Annotated in this window: 16 protein-coding genes; 5 read left to right on the forward strand and 11 right to left on the reverse strand. The window is 70.7% G+C overall.

Features of this window, described 5'->3' with window-relative positions; genetic code table 11:
• Positions 1-8 precede the first annotated feature (8 nt).
• The 4 genes from ACFVV1_RS13845 to ACFVV1_RS13860 form a co-directional block, all read right to left on the reverse strand.
• Positions 9-884 (reverse strand): alpha/beta fold hydrolase, encoded by an 876-nt coding sequence (locus ACFVV1_RS13845; RefSeq protein ID WP_389989191.1) that lies wholly within the window; start codon positions 882-884, stop codon positions 9-11.
• A gap of 178 nt (positions 885-1,062) precedes the next feature.
• Entirely contained in the window at positions 1,063-3,057 is a 1,995-nt protein-coding gene (locus ACFVV1_RS13850) for an N-6 DNA methylase (protein WP_389989192.1), read from the reverse strand.
• Between the two features lie 78 nt (positions 3,058-3,135).
• Positions 3,136-3,438 carry a hypothetical protein gene (locus ACFVV1_RS13855; RefSeq protein ID WP_389989194.1) on the reverse strand — a complete coding sequence of 101 codons (303 nt, stop codon included), beginning with the start codon at positions 3,436-3,438 and terminating at the stop codon, positions 3,136-3,138.
• On the reverse strand, positions 3,438-3,794 hold the full coding sequence (locus ACFVV1_RS13860; RefSeq protein WP_389989196.1) for a hypothetical protein: 357 nt from the start codon (positions 3,792-3,794) through the stop codon (positions 3,438-3,440). Before ACFVV1_RS13860 ends, ACFVV1_RS13855 begins: the two co-directional genes overlap by 1 nt.
• Before the next feature lie 122 nt (positions 3,795-3,916).
• On the opposite strand from ACFVV1_RS13860, the gene ACFVV1_RS13865 reads away from it, so the two are divergent.
• A complete protein-coding gene (locus tag ACFVV1_RS13865) occupies positions 3,917-5,077 on the forward strand; it encodes an alkaline phosphatase PhoX (protein WP_389989198.1) in 1,161 nt (386 codons plus the stop codon).
• Between the two features lie 340 nt (positions 5,078-5,417).
• Here the strand turns inward: ACFVV1_RS13865 and ACFVV1_RS13870 are convergent, their stop codons facing one another.
• Entirely contained in the window at positions 5,418-6,068 is a 651-nt protein-coding gene (locus ACFVV1_RS13870) for an alpha/beta hydrolase (protein WP_389989200.1), read from the reverse strand.
• Between the two features lie 225 nt (positions 6,069-6,293).
• Between ACFVV1_RS13870 and ACFVV1_RS13875 the strand changes: the two genes are divergently transcribed.
• Complete coding sequence (locus ACFVV1_RS13875) at positions 6,294-6,845, forward strand: DoxX family protein (RefSeq protein WP_389989202.1); 552 nt, start codon at positions 6,294-6,296, stop codon at positions 6,843-6,845.
• 127 nt (positions 6,846-6,972) lie between these two features.
• Here ACFVV1_RS13875 and ACFVV1_RS13880 read toward each other — a convergent pair whose 3' ends face one another.
• The 5 genes from ACFVV1_RS13880 to ACFVV1_RS13900 all read right to left on the reverse strand — a co-directional run bounded on the left by ACFVV1_RS13880 (position 6,973) and on the right by ACFVV1_RS13900 (position 10,485).
• Complete coding sequence (locus ACFVV1_RS13880; RefSeq protein ID WP_389989596.1) at positions 6,973-7,605, reverse strand: SEC-C domain-containing protein; 633 nt, start codon at positions 7,603-7,605, stop codon at positions 6,973-6,975.
• Positions 7,606-7,728: 123 nt separating this feature from the next.
• Positions 7,729-7,998: a hypothetical protein gene (locus ACFVV1_RS13885; RefSeq protein WP_389989204.1), complete on the reverse strand. Its 270-nt coding sequence runs from the start codon at positions 7,996-7,998 to the stop codon at positions 7,729-7,731.
• A gap of 268 nt (positions 7,999-8,266) precedes the next feature.
• The gene (locus tag ACFVV1_RS13890; RefSeq protein ID WP_389989206.1) at positions 8,267-8,473 is read right to left on the reverse strand and encodes a DUF397 domain-containing protein; all 207 of its coding nucleotides are present in this window, start codon (positions 8,471-8,473) and stop codon (positions 8,267-8,269) included.
• Positions 8,470-9,315, reverse strand: a complete 846-nt coding sequence (locus ACFVV1_RS13895; RefSeq protein ID WP_389989208.1) for a helix-turn-helix domain-containing protein — start codon at positions 9,313-9,315, stop codon at positions 8,470-8,472. Before ACFVV1_RS13895 ends, ACFVV1_RS13890 begins: the two co-directional genes overlap by 4 nt.
• Positions 9,316-9,606: 291 nt before the next feature.
• On the reverse strand, positions 9,607-10,485 hold the full coding sequence (locus ACFVV1_RS13900; protein WP_389989210.1) for a septum formation family protein: 879 nt from the start codon (positions 10,483-10,485) through the stop codon (positions 9,607-9,609).
• Positions 10,486-10,905: 420 nt separating this feature from the next.
• Between ACFVV1_RS13900 and ACFVV1_RS13905 the strand changes: the two genes are divergently transcribed.
• Positions 10,906-14,667 (forward strand): AAA family ATPase, encoded by a 3,762-nt coding sequence (locus ACFVV1_RS13905; protein WP_389989212.1) that lies wholly within the window; start codon positions 10,906-10,908, stop codon positions 14,665-14,667.
• A gap of 174 nt (positions 14,668-14,841) precedes the next feature.
• Here ACFVV1_RS13905 and ACFVV1_RS13910 read toward each other — a convergent pair whose 3' ends face one another.
• Positions 14,842-15,876 (reverse strand): DUF3533 domain-containing protein, encoded by a 1,035-nt coding sequence (locus ACFVV1_RS13910; RefSeq protein ID WP_389989214.1) that lies wholly within the window; start codon positions 15,874-15,876, stop codon positions 14,842-14,844.
• Positions 15,877-16,119: 243 nt separating this feature from the next.
• Between ACFVV1_RS13910 and ACFVV1_RS13915 the strand changes: the two genes are divergently transcribed.
• Both ACFVV1_RS13915 and ACFVV1_RS13920 read left to right on the forward strand, forming a co-directional pair.
• Complete coding sequence (locus ACFVV1_RS13915; RefSeq protein ID WP_389989216.1) at positions 16,120-19,578, forward strand: DNA polymerase III subunit alpha; 3,459 nt, start codon at positions 16,120-16,122, stop codon at positions 19,576-19,578.
• Positions 19,575-20,576 carry an ImpB/MucB/SamB family protein gene (locus ACFVV1_RS13920; protein WP_389989218.1) on the forward strand — a complete coding sequence of 334 codons (1,002 nt, stop codon included), beginning with the start codon at positions 19,575-19,577 and terminating at the stop codon, positions 20,574-20,576. The genes ACFVV1_RS13915 and ACFVV1_RS13920 overlap by 4 nt, the downstream gene beginning before the upstream one ends.
• Positions 20,577-20,751 lie beyond the last annotated feature (175 nt).

Consider the following 20,751-nt stretch of genomic DNA (forward strand, 5'->3'; position numbering starts at 1 on the left):
CCCGCCCCTCAGCAGGCGACCGGTTCCAGCAGCCAGTTGAGGATGCTGGGCAGGGCGTGCAGCGCGTCGAAGTGCGCGGCCGCCGGTTCCACCACGACGGTGGAGTTCCGGATGCGCCCGGCCAGCCAGCGGGAGTGGCCCACCGGCGTGAACACATCCTTCTCGCCGTGCCAGAGCATCACCGGGCCGGTGATGTCCGCGGGGTCGAATCCCCAAGGGCTGCAGAACGCGATCGCGTCGTCGATCCAGCCCCATGCCGAAGTGCGCAGCCCCTCACGGTAGTTGCGCAGCAGCATGGTGCGGACCCCGGCGTCGTTGACCACGACCCGGTCCGATTCGGTCAGCTCCCGGCGCAGATCGTCGATGAGCCGGACCGGGTTCTTCCTGATCACCGCGGACCGCGAGATGAACGACTCCGCGAGCCCGTCCGGATCGGTCACCGCGGTGGAGTACGCCAGCACATTGGAGGCGGCCATGCCCTCGAACCAGTCGAGGCCGTCGGCATCCCGGGGGGCCAGCCCGACCAGTGCGGCGGTACGGGTGACCCGCTCGGGCATCAGCGCGGCGCAGGCCAGGGCATGCGGGGCGCCACCGGAGCGGCCCACCACGGCGAACCGCTCCAGCCCGAGGTGGTCCGCGATGGCCCGTACGTCCTGGACGGCATCGGCGACACAGCGGCCCGGCAACCGGTCGGATTCGCCGTAGCCCGGCCGGTCGTAGGTGATGAGATGGGTCTTGCGCTGGTACAGCACCATGCCGCGCGGAGCCGGACCGAGCCTGCTGCCGGGCATTCCGTGCAGCAGGAAGACCGGTCTGCCGCGGGGATCCCCGAGGTGCTCCACGACCAGATGCCGCCCGTCCGTTGCGCGCACCCGACTACGCACTCCGCGCCTCCTCCGTGTGGTGCGGGCACCACGTGCCCGGCTTTTCCCCGCCCGATTCGATGATGGCCCATCAGAGCACTTATCGGGACGGCGCGTTGGGAAACGGTGGGGGGTCTTCGGGGAGCGCGGTCGTTCTTCCGGGGCAGGTGCCGGGTGCTGGATACGGATGCGACGTCGGCTAGCCGTTGCGCGCAGTTGCGAGACCGCCGGCGGCAAGCCGGTCGCCGACATCGTCCACCAAGCCCTTGCCCAGGTCGTCGGCCCGTTTCAGCAGTCTCTCGAAGTCTGTGAGGCGGCGGAAGGTCTCGGCGTAGGCGGCCTGCTCATGCAGGGGGAGCTGGAGCACCTGGAGCCGTCTGATGTCGACGCGGGACGAGCTGGAGGCGTGCGTGCCGGCCTGGCGTCCGTTGGCCGGTGCACGTAGGCATCCGGCGAGGAAATGGGCATCCAGCATCGCCCGGTCCACGCGCAGGGCGTACAACTGGGGGCCCAGGGCGATCGGCGGACCTTCGTGAACCCATGCCCTGAACGCCCGGACGACTCCGGCGACCACGACGTCACCCTCTTCGGCCACGGCCTGGGCGGCGCCGGGCGGCAGCAGTCTGCTCGGGGTGCCATCCATCAGCAGGTCGGGGACGGTGAGCAGTGGCGTACCAAAATCGCCGGTTGGTGCGGCGTCCGAGGGCTGCTGGCCCGCATGCAGGGTGAGGGCCCCGGCCTTGACGAGATCCCCCACGGTGGCTGTGGTCCGAGGCTCCGAGTCCGTCAGGCCGAGCTTCGACAGGTGCGCTGCCAGTTCGGTCAGCTCACCCAGCGAGTCGGTCAACTCACGCCATGAGGCGGTGAGTTCGACGCCGGTCGGTTCGCTGCCCGACGCGGTGTAGCGGCCCGGGGTGACATCGACCTCGTCGTCCAGCAGGTCGAGAAGAGATACTCGTACGGTGTCCTCGGGCAGTTCCCGATCCGGTCTGTCGAGCTGGGACACGGCGGAGAGTACGAACGTGGTCAGAGCCTCCCAGTCGGGTCCCTGCTCGCGTGTACCGGGCTTTGCGGCGCGTGTCGCGTCGATCAGGAGTGCGTCCTGGGCGCCCGGACTCGCAAGGGAGCCGTCGGGGGCGGCTCGCAGAACCCACAGCTGGAGCGAGACGCTGTGGGGCTGTGCGCAGCCCGGCGGCAGCGCCACCACCGCCCTGAGCAGTCCTGTGCGCAGCAGGGACCCGCGGATGCGGCGGCCGGCCTTGCGGGAAGCGACGGCCGGAGGGAGCACGATCACAGCGCTGCCGCCGGGCCTGAGGTGGGCTGTCAGGTGCTGGACCCAGGCCAGCTCGGGCTCGGTCCGGGGCGGCAGGCCGTGTGTCCAGCGCTGGTCGGTGGCCAGTTCCTCATATCCCCAGTCGCGCTCGTTGAACGGCGGGTTGCACAGGGCGATGTCGGCCCGCAGACCGGCGAACGGGTCGGCGCGCAGTGCGTCGGCGGTGACGATCTCCGTGCGGACGCCCCGGCCCTCGGTCGCGAAGTCGAGGCGGGCGGAGGCGAGGGCAGCGAGAGCCGGCTCGCGCTCGCAGCCCAGCAGGACCAGGCCCGGACCGTCATAGGCATGCACTGCCGCCGTTGCCAGGTGCCCCGTGCCACATGCCGGATCGAAGACGGTGAGTCCGCCCTCGCCATCGGTGATCCGGGTGTCGAGCGCGATCCGGGCCATCAGCGCGGCCAGCTGAGGAGGAGTGGTGCTGAGCTGTCGTACGTGGGTGTCCAGCCATCGCTGCAGCAGAAACTCGAACGTCTCGCGCGGCCCTTCGGTCCGCCCGAGCCGCGCAGCCTCGCCTGCCAGATCCCTTGCTTCGGCGGGGAGCTTCGATGCTGTGCCGCGAGCCCGAGGCGCACGCATGCGGCGTGCCGCCTCGGCGATGGCGAGCCCCGACTCCTCCCGGCTGCCGAGTGCCTCGAACCGCGGCCACAGGAAGTCGCGGCCTCCGGCGGTCGTCAGCTTTCCGTTGTCGCGCAGCCACCGTTCGACTTCGGACAGTGAGAACTGTGGACTGACGTCCGTGCCACCGATGCGTGCGGGGAACGAGTCGTGACGGCGGCGCCAATTGCTCACGGCAGCCCGCCCCACACCCGCGATCCGGGCGATCTCGGCCAGGCTGACCGGTACGGGGTTTGATGTGCTCATCGAGGGGTCTCCGGGGATGCTTGGCGGGCTGGGCGGGTCGGCGTCCCGGTGGCCGCAGTACATTGCAGGCTACTACGGTCATTGACTTTGTTCACAGGCTCGACTTGCGGTGTCGGTGTGTGAATCGTGTGGAGGATGGAAGGTCTGCAGGCCCTGGTGCTGGGAATGATGCTGTGTGGCCGATATGTCATGGTCCGGCGGGGCGGCGTCGTCAAGATCCTCGGCTTCGGTCCGGTCAAGTCCCTCGCGGATGCGGACCCGCGACCGACCATGACCGGGGAGGGGATCGGCAACATCCTCTGTGCGTCGCCCGAGCTGCTCTCCGGCCGCGGTCGCATCGACGGTCGCGGCGATCTCTGCGCGGTCGGCTGCCTGCTGCATCAGGTGGTCACCCCCTCCGGCGGGATCAAGGTCCTGGACTTCGGTGTCGCGGCCGCTACGGATCCGTGCCCCGGCGAAACCCGCTTCACCGCCTCCAGTGCCACGCCGGGCACTGTCGTCCACATGGCACCGAAGCATTCGTGCAACTCGCCCAGTGCCACCTCGCCGACCTGCGCCGCCGCCTCATCTGGAAGCGGCACGGCCGCCGGGTCTGCAAGGGCGACCCCATCTGTACCGTCCGCAAACTCCTGCGCCGGAACAAGGAGGACCTCGCCGACGATCAACACGCCATCCTCAAGACCGAGTTGGGCCACACGTTCTTTGGATGCAGCTTCAGCGATACGGGTGGCATGCACTCATCATCTCTGGATGCCTCGATGTTCACGCCCCGTCAATTCGCCACTCCTACCTTCCGGAAGCGTGCGACCCCGCCGCCGACCGGTGGCGGGCAAGTCACCACCTCCCCCTGGAGTGACACGTGGAACGTCGCAATTTCCTTCGTGGAGCGGTCATCGGCGGTTCGGCCGCGGCCTTCGGCGGAACCCTGATGCACGGCGCCGCCTACGCGGCCCCGGCTCAGCCCGGTTCCGGACCCTACGGGGTACTGGGCGGCGCGGACACCAACGGCATACAGCTGCCTGCCGGGTTCACCAGCAGGGTCATCGCCCGGTCCGGCCAGAAGGTCGGCTCCACCAACTACACCTGGCACAACGCCCCCGACGGCGGTGCCTGCTTCGCCGACGGCACCGGCTGGATCTACGTCTCCAACTCGGAGATCAGCCCCTCCGGCGGTGCGAGCGCGGTCAAGTTCTCCTCGACCGGCGCGACCATCGGCGCGTACCGGATCCTCTCCAGCACCCGGCAGAACTGCGCGGGTGGCGCCACCCCGTGGAACACCTGGCTCTCCTGCGAGGAGGTCAGCCTCGGGTACGTGTACGAGACCGACCCGTGGGGTGTGAACGCGGCCGTCCGCCGGGACGCGATGGGCAGGTTCAAGCACGAGGCGGCAGCGGCCGACCCGGTCCGCAGGGTGATCTACCTGACCGAGGACGAGACCAATGGCTGCTTCTACCGCTTCATCCCGACGACCTGGGGCAACCTGTCCGCCGGCACGCTCCAGGTGCTGAAGGCCGGCACCGCCACCTCCGGCTCGTTCACCTGGGCGACCGTGCCGGACCCGGACGGCGCCCCGACCGTGACCCGTGACCAGGTCTCCGGTGCCAAGCGGTTCAACGGCGGTGAGGGCTGCCACTACTCGAACGACACCGTCTGGTTCACCACCAAGGGCGACAACCGCGTCTGGCAGGTCGACCTGGCCACGAACACCTATGAACTCGCCTACGACGACTCGCTGGTGGTGGGCGGCGGTGCCCCGCTGACCGGCGTCGACAATGTCACCGGATCCTCCTCCGGTGACCTGTTCGTCGCCGAGGACGGCGGCAACATGGAGATCTGCATCATCACGCCCGACGACGTGGTGGCTCCCTTCCTGCGGATCACCGGCCAGTCCGCCTCCGAGATCACCGGACCGGCCTTCTCGCCCGACGGCAAGCGGCTGTACTTCTCCAGCCAGCGCGGTACGACCGGCAGCTCGTCCGCCGGCATCACGTACGAGGTGACCGGTCCCTTCCGGGCGTAGGCACCTCCGGCTGGGCGCTGCCGCTCACCAGGGTGACCACCAGGCCCGCCTCTCGCAGCACGGCCACGTGCTGACCCGCGGAACACTTCGCCGCCGTCCAGAAGGGCACGATCACCGCCGCCACGGAGTGATCGTGCTCTTCGGGCCGGCGGCAGGGGACGAGGTGCCCGGCGAGTTCGCGGCGACCCGGAAGGAGCTGCTGGACTGCGGTCTGATTCGACGAGGACGGGAAGCTGTCCCGCGGCAGCCTCGACGAGCCGGCGCCGATGCTCGTCGCCGACCTGATCTCCGGGCTCCGGTCGAGCCGGTGGTCCTGGGGCGGTGGCGCGCCCGCCAGGAATCACTGCTGGGCCGCGGCACTCCAGGCGCCCTGCAAGAAGTCCGAGGCATCCGCGAGTTCCGGCAGCGCGATGCCGTGTCCGAGCCCCGGGTAGCAGCGTTCCGCAAGGCGGGCGCCCGACTTCTCACGCAGCCATTCACCCGTCCTGGCCACAAGGTCGGCGGGGATCACCGGATCCGCGTCATCCCGCCCCCAGAAGACCGGCACTCCGGCCAGGCGTCCCGGCTCCTCCGGCAGGCCCGCGTCCCACGGCAGCGTGCCGGACAGGAGCACGGCGGCGGCGAACCGCTCAGGGCGAGCGAGCAGCAGACCGCCCGCCATCGCCATGCCGCCCGAGAAGCCGAGAAGCGAGACCGAGGTGTGCCCCGCGGCCTCGACGTCGAGCCAGCCGAACAGCCAGTCGGCGGTCGCGGCGATGGAGTCGGGCAACGGGCGCCCGATGCCCCGGTTCGCGAACCACGCGTATCCGGCGCCCTCAGCCAGCGGGGCGCGCACGAAGGCCGCCGTGGCGCCCTGCGGCAGATGCGGCGCGAGCTGCGCGAACGACGCCTCGTCCGCCCCCCGCCCGTGCAGGGCGACGAGGAGCGGCGTGCCGGGCCTGCAGGCGGGCTCGACGGACCATCGGATGGTGGGGGCGACGGTGTACGGCATAACGGCAACTCCTGGTGCACGTACGGGACTTGGTCGCAGTCGACCGCTGTGCACAAGCAGGAGCCATGGCGGCGCCGCGGTCCGGCCGGCCGCGCCGTCGACCTTACCCGAATTGCTTGAAAGTTGAAGCAAGGGGGGATGTGAGTTACCTTGAAGTTTCAAGTTAATGTGGTGCCGCCCAGCGTCGCGCGGCCCCTGCCACCCGCCCCACGAGGAGCCCCTCCCTTGACCACTCCTGCCACCGCCCTGTCCCGCCCCGCCACCGCGCCCGAGAAGGCCCCGGCCGCCCCCGCCCGCGCCTACGACATCGGCCTGCTCGTCCTGCGCCTCGCGCTCGGCCTGGCCATGGCCGCGCACGGCACCCAGAAGCTGTTCGGCTGGTTCGGCGGGGGCGGCATCGACGGCACCGGGCAGTTCTTCGCCGCCTCCGGCTACCCCTCGCCGAGGGCGTTCGCCGTCGTGGCCGGGCTCAGCGAGACCCTCGGCGGGCTCGGCCTCGCGCTCGGCCTGCTCACTCCGCTCGCCGCCGCGGCCGTCGCGGGCACGCTTGTCAATGCGATCTCCGTCAAGTGGGGCGGCGGCTTCTTCGCCCCGGAGGGCGTCGAGTACGAGCTCCTCATCGCCCTGACCGCGGTGACGCTCGCCCTGACCGGCCCCGGCCGGATCGCCGTGGACCGACTGCTGCCCCGGCTGCGCTCGCACCGGGTCGCCTACGGCGTCGCGGCGATCGTGCTCGGTGCAGTCGTGGCCGGCGTCACGCTGCTGCTGCGTCACTGAGGCAGGGCTCCCATCCCTCCGCGTCGCACATCACCCCATGCCCCGGTGATACCGATCGTGGTCTGCATGCCGTGGAGCTGTGCCGCACGCACTGCCCCGGGTGCCCGGCCCGGCGCCGGAACGCCTCTCAGTTCTTGGCGGGTGTGCCGCAGCACTTCTTGTACGTGCGCCCCGAGTCGCACCAGCACGGTCCGTTGCGCGCGGGCGGCCACAGCAGGACCCGGTCGGGATGTGCCGTGGCGTACCACTCGCCGAACTCCCTGCGAGTGGCTGCCCCAGCCGCGTCCCGGCCCTGACGCCGGGCATACGCTTCGTAGGCGGTGAGGGTGGCGCTGACCATGCGCACGTGAGCGGCACCGGCCTCCCGCTGTACCCGCGCGGCGTAGCTGTCGTAGTCGTCACCGTAGAGGGCGGTCGGCTCGGGCCGGCGGGAGCGGACCGCGGCGAAGTCCTCGCGGATCCAGCGCAGTACGATCCCGTCGAACGCCTCCCCGTCATCGGGCGCGTCCGGGCCGGGAGGGCCGGACCGGTCGCTCAACTTGTCCAGCAGCAGTTCTCTGAACGCCACGAGGGACGCGTCCGCCTCTGCCTCCGCGGCGAGGTCGTCCTCATCCGGCTCGAGGCCCAACTCACCCCGCAGGAAACTGCGGTCGATGAACAGTCCGTGCCGGAACTCGGCCACTTCCGGGGATTCACTGTCTTCGCCGGTCCGGTCCAGACCCGCCTGGCACCACTCAAGTGCCCGCTCGTGCCGCCGCATCTCGGTCAAGACCTCGACCATGTCGTCGAAAACCCGCAGATCGGTGAACCCGCCCGGCCGGGCGTCGAGTTCCGCCCGCAGCGCACGCTGGGCCTTCTCGGCCTCCGTCTCGCGGCCGAGCGCTTACAACTGGTCGATGATGCCCACCTGGGCGTCGCGGCCGAAGGCGCCCCCGAGCACCGCCGCGCGCCGGAGGAGCCGAAGGGCCTCCTCGCCCTCGCCGCCACGGGCGGTGCACCACCCGGCATTCACCAAGGCACGTGGCTCCTCCGGATCACCGGCGTGTTCAGCGGCCCAACGCACACATTCCGCTGCCGTCGGTTCCCGCTTCAGTGTGGCGAGAAAGGCTTCGTACCCGGTAGCCGAGGCACCGGGCATCGCGAGATCGTTCATACGCAATCCCTACCGAGGTGAAATGCGCGCCCGCGCGGCTTCGCCCTGCGGGACACGGACTGAGGCGCCCTCCACGGCGCCGACGCCCTGTTCGCGCGGGGACGGCTCACGGCGATTCCCCGGAGGGCGGCCCGCGGAGCAGTTTCTCTCCCACGAAAGCCGAATTCCGACCTCGTTATGAGCCTTCCGCATGACAGCGGGGCTCGCCCGCATCACCTCAGTTGATGCGGGCGAGCCCCGCTGTTCCGTGCAGCGGACCTTGTCGGTGCTACCCGCGCGCGAGCGTCACGAACGCCGCCCACTCGCCCCGGCCGACCCGCAGCACCGGTCCGCCGGCCGCGACCTTCGAGTCCCGCACATACACCGCACCAGGGTCGGCAGCCACTTCCACGCAGTCGCCACCGTCCGATCCGCTGTAGCTGCTCTTGAACCAGCGCAGCTCGTCAACGTTGTCGGTTACCTGCTCCACGCTCATGTCTCTCCCACCAGCCGTTCGATGAGCCGCGCAGACGCCTCGACGTTCAGGGCCTGCGATCGCAGCTTGCCATATCGCAACCCGAACGAGCTGACCTCTACCGGATCACCGACGACGCACCCGACACCCTGCGACTCGAAGTAGCCGAGGTGTCGGAGTTCCTTTGTCTGGACCGTCACAAATGGCCCATTCTTCCCAGGATGGAACCCCTGTCCGGCAGGCATGACCTGAACCTCTACATTGCGCAACGTGCCAACCCTCAGCAGGTGTTGCCACTGCGAGCGCATCAGCTCACTGTCGCCCACGGGATCGCGCAACGCCTCCTCCCCGATGATGAACGACAGCTCCGCCAGCGGATCCCGCGTCAGCAGCTTCTGCCTGCTCAGCCGCGCTTCCGCGTGCTGGTCGATCAGCTCCTCGCTGAACGGCGGGCAGTGGCCGCCGAACACGGCTCGCGCGTACGCCTCCGTCTGCAACAGGCCCGGCACCAGCAGCGGGTCGTACGAGAAGCGGCTCAGCACCTCCGCCTCGATGAGGGCGAAGTTGCGGAAGAACTGCGGAAGTTTCGCCCGGTCCACATCGGCCTGGAGCACTTCCAGCACCCCTCCCGCAGCCAGCACCCGGTCCGCCGCGACGGTGAATGCCTCCTTCGCGGGCCGGCGCCCCTGCTCGACCGAGGCGACCTGTTCCAGGGAGTAACCGATGGCCTCTCCGAGTGCCTGCTGATTCAACGCGGCCCGCTTGCGCAGGTGCTGGAGGAGCTTGCCGTAGGCCACCCACACTCCCGGCAGGTCACTGTCCTCCTTCGTCTTCGTCGCCCGGCTGTTCCGTGTATCCCGCATGGCCCTCACCGCTCCCTCCGTCACCGTTCCCGCCGCCCCGAAGCCACTCGTAGTGACTCTCAACTCCACTGCGGCTGGACAGGGTTCAACGGATGGGCCATTTCCCGGGACACGGTCCCCGCCCCGTACCGCACCCGTACAACTCGGGGCGGCACTCCCTCGTCCGGTGTGTGTTTCACCGCTGATCCGGCCTCGGCCGGCGCTCCCGCAGTCGACTCCGGAAGCGCTCGGCCGCCTCGGTGTCCCCGCTCCGTCGGCAGGGGTCCGGCCGGTCGACGTGATCCGACGGGGTCAGTCGGCCCAGACCTCGGCTTCGTCGGCCGGGACGGTGGTGGCGAGCTTCAGTTCCTTGCGGGCGGCGACCGTCTTGGCCGGGTTGATGCCGGTGAAGGCCCGGTCGTAGGCGAGGTAGAAGGCGTCCGTGCCACCGGCCGAGGCGGCCTTTTCCCATGCACCCGCGGTCTCCTCCAGCCGTGCACGGAGCTTGACGGTCTCCGGCTGCTGAATGCCCTTCAGGGCCGTGAGGTGGGTGCCGAGCGCGGCGGCAACGGCTTTGGCCTGCTTCTTGTAACCGGCCAAGTCGTCCTCGACCTGCTCCGCTTCGGGCTGGTTCGTCCACAGGGCCTCGTAGACGGCGTTCGAACCCTTCAGGTACGCGAGCTGGTCGGCGTTCAGGGACTCGCTCTTCAACGAACCGGAGAACTTGCCGGCTTCCTTGGCGTACGTGCAGCTCACGCCTCGATCGCCCGTCGCCCAGCTCTCCTTGGTGGGGTAGTAGTAGTAGACGTCGACGCCCTTGGGCAGGGCCCAGGCGTCGGGGGTGAACTTCTGAGCCTCGGCCGGACACCGTTCGTCGGCGATCTGTGCGGTTTTGTCCTCGCCGGGGTACGTCGACTGCCCGTCGATCTTGAAGTCACCGACGACCTGGCCCTCGTGCGGTTCCTTGCACGGCACGACCTCGACGCTGAACTCCTCGCCCTCGGGCGCCCCACTGTTCGGGTTGTAGCAGTCGCCGGTCGCGAGCGAGAAGACCGACCGCTGGCGAACCACTTTCTTGGCGCCGGCCTTTGCGCCGTCGAGGGCGTCTGAGCACCCCACCGCTCCGACCGAGATCAGGGCTACGGCAGCGGATATACCGCGCAGGGAACGGGACGTGACACCGAGAGACATGACGTGAGCATCCTCAAACGGAAGGGTTGTGAGCAGGTGTGCGCATCGTATGGCATGTCAGTGACAGTGCCGTGTACAGGCACTTCGTTGCACCGGAGGCGGTTGTGCAGGTGATATCCGGACGAGTTCTCGTCCGGAGCTTACGGGTGGCCGAGAAGTGCCGGGCGAGCTTGTGAACTCAGTCAATGACTGACATGCTTGAGATGGTGGCAGCTTCAGAAGGGTGCTGCGTTCGTGACTGTCGCCGCGCAGAAGGCCGGCCCACGCGTGATCTGATCCGCGTTCAAGGGGGACGGGAGCCCGGCTCGGGAGCAAGGCTCCGACTCACCGTGACTAAACGAACCCTGATGGTCATTCAGCGTGGCGCGGATGTATACCCGGAGCGGCGTTCTGCCGGACGCCGCCAGGGAGGGGCAGCAGATGAACACCATTGCTCGTAACCAGGTCATCGCAGAGGAGCAGAAGGCCGTCGATCGGGCGTACGACTGCTATACCGCGCGCCTCGCCGAGATGACCGGGACGTCGGCCGCCCAGGCCGCGGCCAGCGGCAAGGACGGCATCGCCAACCGGCTCGACGTCGTGAAGAAGGCCGAGGCGTACGGGGGGCTGGGCGAGGAGTCCCTGGTGATCGCCCGTGTCGACGCGCCGGAAGATCCGGGCGAGGGGCCCCGTTCCTGGTACGTGGGCCGCCGCGCCGTATCCGATGTCCGGACCCGTGACACCGTCGTCGTGCTGTGGACCAGCCCGCTGGCCACGAAGTGGTTCGAGGCGCAGCCGCACACGCCGGGCGACGTCGTCCTGCGGCGGCAACTACGCTGCGTGCAGCAGGTCGTCGAGGACTACTTCGACGACATCGCCTCGACGAGTCCCGTACCCGCCGCCCCTGTGCTGGAAGCCGTCCCGGAACCGCGGCCCGCCGGGGACGACGCGATCACGGCGGAGCCCGCCACCGCCGACGAGGCCGGGTCGGAAGCACCGCCCGTAGCCGCGGAGCAGCCGGAATCCGGCGAGCGCGGAAAACGTACATCGGCCCACACGCCCGCCGACGTAGTCCGGTTCCAGCGCCGCAAGCCCCTGCAACCGGACGACTTCCTGCTGCGCGAGCTCCAGCGCTCGCGCAGCGGCCGCATGCGGGACATCGTCGAGACCATCCGCCGCGACCAGATGGACCTGGTCACTGGTTCCCCCTCCGACATCCTCGTCGTGCAGGGCGGCCCGGGCACGGGCAAGTCCGCCGTGGGTCTGCACCGCGTGACCTGGCTTGTCAACAACGACCACTTCAAGGCCCAGGACATCCTCGTCATCGGGCCGCACCAGCGGTTCCTCGACTACGTCGGTCAGGTCCTGCCCACCCTCGGTACCCGCGAGGTCAACGCCGTCCAGCTCTCCCGCCTGTGGGACGGCGAGGTTCTCGGCACCGACACGCCGCGGGCACGGCTGGTGAAGTCCGACGAGCGCATGGCGGCCGTCCTGCGGCGCCGCGTCGAGCACGAGTGCCGTCCCGAGGCCCTCGACGGTCTCCTCACCGCACCCTCCTTCGAGGGCGACGAGCCGGCGTTCACCGTCACCGCCGGCAGCACGACCCTGCGCATCCCCCGCTCGGAAGTCCGCGCTCTCTTCGACGAGGCGCGCGGCGGTGACGGCGCCCACCGCGAGCGCCGCGACCGCTTCCGCAGCCTGCTCGTCGACCGGCTCCTGCGGGAACTCGTCGCCCTGGCCCCGCGTCGTGGCGCGGACGGCACGATCCGCCGCAGCCTCGAACGCAACCGCCAGGTGGAGCGCCTCCTCGACCGTGCCTGGCCTTCGCCGGGCGCCCGGGAGAGCCTGCGGACTCTCTACGACTCGCCGGACCTCCTGCATGCCTGCGCCGACGGCATCCTCGACGAGGAAAAGCAGGCCGCCCTGCACCGCCCTCGGGCCGCCAAGGCCGAGGGTGAACTCTGGACCCTGGACGACCGCGTCTGCCTGGAAGAGCTCCGGTACCTCATCACGGGCGAGACGCCGCGGCGCTACGGTCACATCGTCGTCGACGAGGCCCAGGACCTGACTCCCATGCAGGCCCGTGCCCTGCGCCGCCGCGTCGCGAGGGGCGGCTCGATGACTGTCCTCGGCGACCTCGCCCAGGCCACCGGCCCGTATCCGTACACCCAATGGGACCGACTGGGCGCGCTCCTGTCCGACCACGGCGACTGGCGCGTCGAAGAGCTGACCACCAGCTACCGCGTACCCGCCGAGATCATGGAGTTCGTCGGCCCCCTGGCCCGTACGGTCGCTCCCTCGCTGCCCTCCCCGCGGGCCGTGCGCGAGGTCGGTGCGGACGCCGTACGGACGATCGCGACCGAGCCGTGGAAGCTGCTCGGCGACACCGTCGCCCAAGCCGTGCGCCTCGTCGGCACCAGCGACGGGCACACGCTGCGTTCCGTGGCCGTCATCGTTCCCGACGACTCCGGCTGGCTCGACGAGATCGGCCGCCATCTGGACGAGGCCGACGGCATTACGGAACAGGAACGCGAGGCGGTGTCCGTCCTGGCCGCCACCCAGGCCAAGGGCATGGAGTACGACCACGTCCTCGTCGTCGAGCCCGCCACCATCGCCGACCGCGGCCCGTCCGGCCTGCGCCAGCTCTACATCGCCCTGACCCGCAGCACCCAGAGTCTGACCGTCCTGCACACCGCGCCGCTCCCGGAGGCCCTGACGGACACCGCCGGCATCACGGAACAGCCGCTCCGCCGCATCGACGCCGACGCCGACCCCGGCCTCGACACCAACCCTGGCATCGGCACCGGTACCGGCGTCGCACCGATGGGCGTCGCACCGATGACGGAGGGAGACATTCCGGAGATCGGCACCGACATCCGGGTCCGGGTGATCGGCCACACCACCGGCGGCCACTACAAGGTCGAGGCCGTCTCACCCGCCACGGACCGCCCGCTGCTCATGGCCGTGCGCCACGGCTCCACACCCCCCGCCGCGGGGGCGGAACTGGACGCCTGGGTGCTCCGCCACGCCTCCAGCCTCAGCTTCGTCACGGTCGACGAACGCGGCCGCCGACCCATCTCGCCCACCATGGCCACGCGGTACGCGGGCGCGCTCGGCGTTGTCGAGGAACTGGCCGGCGGGAACGTCCCGGACGACGTCCGGGCCCGGCTCTCGGAGCTCAAGGGCATGGCCAACCGCTGCCTGCGCCTGGACCAGCACGATTGGCTGGACGTCTGGCGCGTACTCGGATCCCCGGACAGGCCGCGCCTGAACCTGCTGCGGGACCTGGCGGCCAACGCCGGCCGCGCGGCGGCCTCCGGCACACCTGGCCTGGACCGGTTCCGGGCCGATCTGGAGCACAGCGGCTGGGCCGAAGACCTGGCCGAGGCACGGCGGACCATCGAACGGCGCATCGGCGCCGCAGCCGACCCGGCGGCGGAGAACGAGCGGGACCGCGCGGTTTCCGCGCACCGGTCCGAGACACCCGCGCCGTCCGCGCCGTCCGCGCCGTCCGAGACACCCGCTCCGTCCGCTCCGTCCGCGCCGTGCGGGACACCCGCGCCGTGCGGGACACCCGCGCCGTGCGGGACACCCGCGCCGTGCGGGACACCCGCGCCGTGCGGGACACCCGCGCCGTCCGGGACGTCCGCGCCGTCCGGGACGTCCGCACCGTCCGTGGAGCCCGGGGCACGCGAAGCGTCCGGGCAGTCCGAGCCGAAGGAAGCCGAACCCATGACCCCCACCGCAGCCGCCCCCACCACACCGGAACAGGCAGCTCGGAACGCGAGTCTCCGCCACGTCCTGGAGGCCGCTGCCGTAGCGGACCGCACCTGCAAGACCCACGAGGCGGTGCGCTTCGAACTGATGGCGGCGCTGCTGCGAGCGGACCGGCAGCCGACGTCCGACTCCCCGATTGCCGACGTGGACTGCGTGACCGAGGACGGGCACTTGCTCTACGAGGTACTCGGCGCCGGCCTCTCCACGTACGCCGACCTCCGCTCGGGAGCGGCCCGCCTTCACGAGATCAACCACACCCTGCCCGCTCCTGCCGACCGCCTCTGCCTCGTCCTGGCCGGACCCCCGGCCGAGGACTGGTCGGCCGCCACCGTCCACGACGTCTTCGGCGTCCATGTCCTGTGGCGCACCCCGCAGGGCTGGGCCGGCCAGGACACCGAAACCGCCCTGGGCACCGGCCGGACGTGACCACCCCCGCAGCGACAGTCCGCCATCGCTCGGGGGCCGGAGCGAGTGCGGACCCCGGAGTCGCTGATGAGCCCCCTTGCCGGAGCGACGGGCGGCAAGGGGGCCTCACCGAGGGGGATCTTCCTGACGACGGAGCTTCGCTGAGCGCGGGGTTCCGCTGAGGCGTAGAGGGGGTCAGGAGAGCGTCGAGCCGAAGGGCGCCCTGGTGTCGGCGGCGTCATCCGGCTTGCGCAGGGCCATCAGGAGGGTGACGAGCGTGCCCGCCACCGCCCAGGCGGACAGCACCAGCAGCGGTCCGGTGACCGCGTTGCCGTCGAAGTAGGCGATCGAGCGGGCCACCCAGGTGCCCGCCCCGGGCGGCAGTGCGGGGCCGATCGCCCGCCAGAAGTCGGGGAGCATCGGCAGCGGGAAGGCGCCGCCTGCGCTCGGGTTGCCCGCGATCACCACGATCAGGACGGCCAGGCCGATGCCGACGATGCCGGTGAGGGCCTGCAGAGCGAGGGTCAGCATGCCGACCGCGAAGACGGTCAGCGCCCCCAGCCCCGACAGGCCCCAGAAGCTTCCGGGCAGGGCGCCGAGGATCGGGCCGATGATGACCGCACCGCCGATTCCGCCGGCGATGGAGTACAGCGCCATGACGCCGGTCCGGATCGACGCGCGCTGACGGTTGGCGGGCTTGGAGCCGGCGCTGATCGCCAGGATCGACGCGCAGAGGTAGCCGCCGACGCACCAGCCCACGACCAGATAGAAGGACGAGAGCCCGTCGAAGTCCTGGGCGGAGGCCGGGGCCACGTCCACCGCCCGCACCGTGCGCCGCTGGGTCAGATCGACCTTCGTGATGAGCTTCGTCAGGGAGTCGGCCAGCACGGTACCCCCGCCGGAGGCCACCAGCACGGTGTCGGTGGTGCCGGTGGGGTTGACGACCAGGGCGCCGTCGATCTCGCGGTTCAGGATCTGCTCGCGGGCCGTGGTCGCGTCGGCGACCGTACGGGGGTCCAGCGGGCCGCCCGGGAGATTCCTCAGCTCGGTGAGGAGCTGTGCGGACATCTGCCGGGGTGCGACGACCCCGAAAGGTACGTCCGTCGGCTTCGGCTTGTGCAGCGCCCCGACGTAGGACGCGATGAACAGCAACTGCAGTCCGAGCACACCGATGACAAGCAGTGCGGCCCGTGGAGTGACGGCGTTCTTCACCTCGTCAGCGAAAGTCATGCCCCCACGGTCCGGGGCTTCGGCCGTTCGTGCAGGTGGGGTTGGGCCGAATGGCTGGCCGGAGCCGTGCCGGGCGAGGCCGGGGAACTGACAGTTTCAGCCACTCGCTGCGGACACCTCGGATACGGTCATGTGTTCGAATCAGGTCGCTGACCGGCTTCGATGGAGTTAGAGTAATCGAACGGACGTACGATGGAGGTATCGGGCGTATGGCTGAAATGGGGTGGAGGATGGAGGCGCGGCATGGCGGACTACGCGCATCTGCACGTGGCGTCCGGATACTCCGCTCGTTACGGCGCCGCCCACCCCGAGCACCTTGTCCGGCGGGCGGCCGAGCGCGGCATGACGACGCTTGCGCTCACCGACCGGGACACGGTCACGGGGGCGGTGCGGTTCGCGCAGGCATGCGCCGGGGCCGGTGTCCGGCCGGTCTTCGGTGTCGATCTGGCCGTCGAGGCTCTTGCTCCTCCGCCTCCGCTTCCGGCGCCGCGGCGCCGCACCCCGGTGCGCGGTGGCGCGCACATCGTCGAGCCGCCCTTGCGGTTCGTGCTGCTTGCGCAGAACCGGGCCGGCTGGGCGCGGTTGTGCCGCATCACGTCGGCCGCGCACGCCGGGACCGCGGGCGGGGCGGCGCCGGTGGTGCCGTGGGAGGCGCTGCGTGAGCACGGTGGCCCCGGTCTGATCGTGCTGCTCGGGCCGCTCTCGGAGCCGGTACGCGCGCTGGCGGCGGGCCGGGAGGACGTTGCGGTGAAGTTGCTGGCGCCGTGGCGGGAGATCTTCGGCGGGGGGATACGGCTGGAGGCCGTCCTGCACAAACGGTCCGGCACCGGGCCGGGATCGCTTCGGGTGGCCGCCCGGACCCTGGCGCTGGCCGACCGTACCCACACCACCGCCGTGCTCTCCAATGCCGTCCGTTACGCCGACCCCGACCAGCACCGGCTCGCCGATGTCCTGGACGCCGCGCGGCTGTTGCGGCCCATCGACCGGCGCCGCCTGGACAGCGGGCAGCGCTGGCTCAAGGACGAGAGGGCGATGGCGGGCATCGCGCGGTTGGTCGCCGAAAGCGCAGGGGCGGGACCCCGGCGGGCGAGCCGTCTGCTGGGGGACACCGCCGCCACGGCGGCCGCGTGCACCGTTGACCCCGCGGCGGATCTGGGGCTGGGCACGCCGCACTTCCCGGAGGCGGAAGTGCTCGGCGCCGAGCCCGGGGCGAGCGGCGCGGCACAGCTGCTGCGCCGGCAGTGCGAGGCGGGTATGGCCCGGCGCGGCCTGGACCGCGACCGCGTCGCGCTCGACCGGCTGGACGAAGAACTCGCCGTGATCTCCAAGCTGAACTACGACCCGTACTTCCTCGCAGTCGGACAGGTCGTGGCCGACATCCGCGAGAAGGGCATCCGGGTGGCGGCCCGCGGCTCGGGCGCCGGATCGATGGTCTGCCACGCGCTGGGCATCGCCACCGCCAACCCGCTCGATCACCGCCTGCTGTTCGAACGCTTCCTGAGCGTGCGACGGACGTCACTGCCGGATATCGACATCGACGTGGAGTCCGCCAGAAGGCTGGAGTGCTACGACACGATCTTCGACCGGTTCGGCAGGGAACGGGTGGCGGTCACCGCGATGCCCGAGACCTACCGGGCCCGTCGGGCCCTGCGGGACACCGGTCTGGCTCTGGGGATCGCACCGGCAGAGGTCGACCGAATCGCCAAGAGCTTCCCGCATCTGCGGGCAGCGGACATCAGGGGCGCGCTCGCCGAACTGCCCGAACTGCGTCAGCTGGCGGCCGAGGCGAAACGGTACGGGCCGCTGTGGGAGGTGGCCGAAGGGCTCGACTCCCTGGTCCACGGCATGGCCATGCACCCCTGCGGTGTGGTCATCAGCGACGCGACGCTTCTGGACCGGCTGCCGGTGCAGCCCACCCCCCAGGGCGACTACCCGATGGCCATGGCGGCCAAGGAGGAGATCGAGGCGCTGGGCAACATCAAACTGGACGTCCTGGGCGTACGGATGCAGTCCGCGATGGCCCATGCGGTCACCGAGATCGAACGGACGACCGGCAACCACATCGACCTGGACGACCCGCGGCAGGTGCCGCTCGACGACGTCTTCGCGTTCAAGATCATTCAGGAGAGTCAGACCCTGGGCCTGTTCCAGCTCGAATCCCCTGGCCAGCAAGACCTCCTGTCCCGGCTGCAGCCTCGCGACCCGCAGGACGTCATCGCCGACATCAGTCTCTTCCGCCCCGGGCCGGTCGCCGGAGGAATGCCCGAGCGGTACATCGCCGCCCGCCACGGCGGCACTCCCTCCTACGCCCACCCGGACCTCGAACCCGTGCTCGCCGACACCTACGGCGTGACCATCTGGCACGAGCAGATCATCGAGACGCTGTCGGTGCTGACCGGCTGCGACCGTGCTCTGGCCGAGGTCGCCCGGCGGGCGCTCGGCGACAAGGAGCGACTGCCCCGGATCAGGGACTGGTTCCACCGCCAGGCCCGCGCCCGCGGCTACAGCGCGAAGGTCCGGGACGAGGTGTGGAAGACCGTCGAGGCATTCGGCGCCTACGGCTTCTGCCGGGCGCACGCGGTCGCCTTCGCCGTGCCGGCCCTGCAGAGCGCCTGGCTCAAGGCGCACTACCCGGCGTATCTGCTGGCCGGGCTGCTCGAACACGACCCCGGTATGTGGCCCAAGCGCGTCCTCGTCGCCGACGCCCGCCGACGCGGCGTTCCCGTCCTGCCCGTCGACGTCAACCGCTCCGGGGCGGAGCACACCGTGGAGCGGGCCGACGGGGAACGGTGGGGCGTACGGCTCGCGCTGTCCGCGGTGCGCGGCATCAGCAAGGAGGAGTGCGCCCGGATCGAGGAGGGCCGGCCGTACGGATCGCTGTCGGACTTCTGGCAGCGGGCCCGTCCCAGCCGACCGGTCGCCGAACGCCTCGCGGAGATCGGCGCCCTGGGGTCTCTCCACGACGGCCGTCTCACGCGGCGTGATCTGCTCCTGCAGATCGCCGAACTCCACCGGCAGTCCCGAGTCCGGTCCGCGGGCAGGGGGCAGCTGCCCATCGACGCCGACGCGGCCGGCGGGGCAGAGCCGAGCGGACTGCCCGAAATGACCGGGCGCGAGGCTCTGAACGCAGAGCTGAACACGCTCGGCATCGACGTCTCCAAGCACTTGATGGAGCATCACCACCGGCTGCTGCGCGAGATCGGCGCGACCGACTCGGCACACCTGGCGGCAGCCCGGGCAGGTCAGCAGGTCCTCGTCGCCGGGGTACGGGCCTCGACCCAGACCCCGCCGATCGCCAGCGGCAAGCGCATCATCTTCGTCACCCTGGAGGACGGCTCCGGCCTGGTCGACCTGGCCTTCTTCGAGGACTCCCACCCGGCTTGCGCGCACACCGTCTTCCACAGCGGACTGCTGCTGGTCCGCGGCACCGTCCAGGTGCGCGGCACCCGCCGCACCGTCGTCGGCACCATGGCCTGGGACCTGGACCGGATTGCCGCCGCCCGCCGCGACCACGGCCCCGAAGCCGCTCTCGCCCTCCTCGGCGCCGACCACCCGCACCCGACCCCCGCGCAGCCGCGGCGGACCCTGGTCAACGGCACCACGGGGGCTCGGCTGCACCCGTACGCCGATCTGCGGCCCGCCGGCAGCCGTTCGGCCGACCTGAAGAAGCTCGGCTACACCAGCCCGGGGAGCGCAGGATGACCACGCGTCAGCGGCACATCGCCCACCTCCATCTGCACGCCGCGCTGAGCGAGGATCAGTACGACGATGTAATCGAACTGGTGTCTGGTGTGACGCCTCACGTCCAGGCCATCCCTCCCGATGCCGTTCAATTGGACTTGACTTCGGCGCTCAGGTACTTCGACCTGTCCCCCTATGACCTGGTCCAGATGGCGAAGCTCAGGTTGAAGGCCCTCTACGACATCGACAGCAGCGCCGGGCTCGCGGGCAACCGCATGCTGGCGGCCATGGCGGCCGACGCGTCCGCACCGGGGGACACCACCTGGATCCCATCCGGCCAGGCCGCCGAATGGCTGTACCCCCGCCCGGTCACCGCACTGCCGGGGATCGGCCGTGCCACGGCGGCCACCCTCGACAAGTACGGCCTGCACACCATCGGCCAGGTCGCCGACGTACCCGCGGCGACTCTGCAACGCCTTCTCGGCGCCGGCCCCGCCCGGCTGCTCGCCGAGCGCGCCCAAGGCCATGATCCCCGCCCGGTCACCCCACTGGCACCCGCGCAGCACCTGCTCGCCGACCTCGTGCTGGACCGGGACTGTCTCGACCCGGCGCTCCATCACCGGGCCGTCCTGGGGCTCGCCGACCGGATCGGCCAACGCCTGCGCGGCGAGAGGCAGGTCACCGGCCGCCTCACCCTCACGGTGCGGTACGCCGACCGCAGTTCCACCACGCGTACGCGTCCGCTGCCGGAACCCACCAGCCATTCGCCCGCCCTCGTCACGGCCGCCCTGGGCCTGCTGGCCTCCCTGGGGCTGCAGCGGGCACGAGTCCGTGCCTTCGTGATCCGTGCCGACGATCTGCGGCCGGCCGACGCCGCTCACCGCCAACTCTCCCTGGACTCCGGTGACGACCGTGCCCACGCCACCGAAGCGGCCGCGGACCGAGCCCGCCGCCGCTTCGGTCCAGGAGCCGTGTACCCCGCCGCTCTGGCTCCGGGAACCGCCGGCCGTGAGCCGTGATGCCGGGGCGACTCGCGGCTTGAACGGACCCTCCACCTCGAACGATTGATGGCCCATCAGTTTTTACCGGCGCGTAACTTCCCACGCCACCTTACCCACGCGTAATTTGGCCTGCGTACACAGAACGTCAGCAGTCACCACTTGTGGTCCGGGCCGCAGGGCGTACAGACATCGC

This window comes from Streptomyces sp. NPDC058092 (assembly GCF_042884935.1).
Taxonomy (GTDB): Bacteria; Actinomycetota; Actinomycetes; order Streptomycetales; family Streptomycetaceae; genus Streptomyces.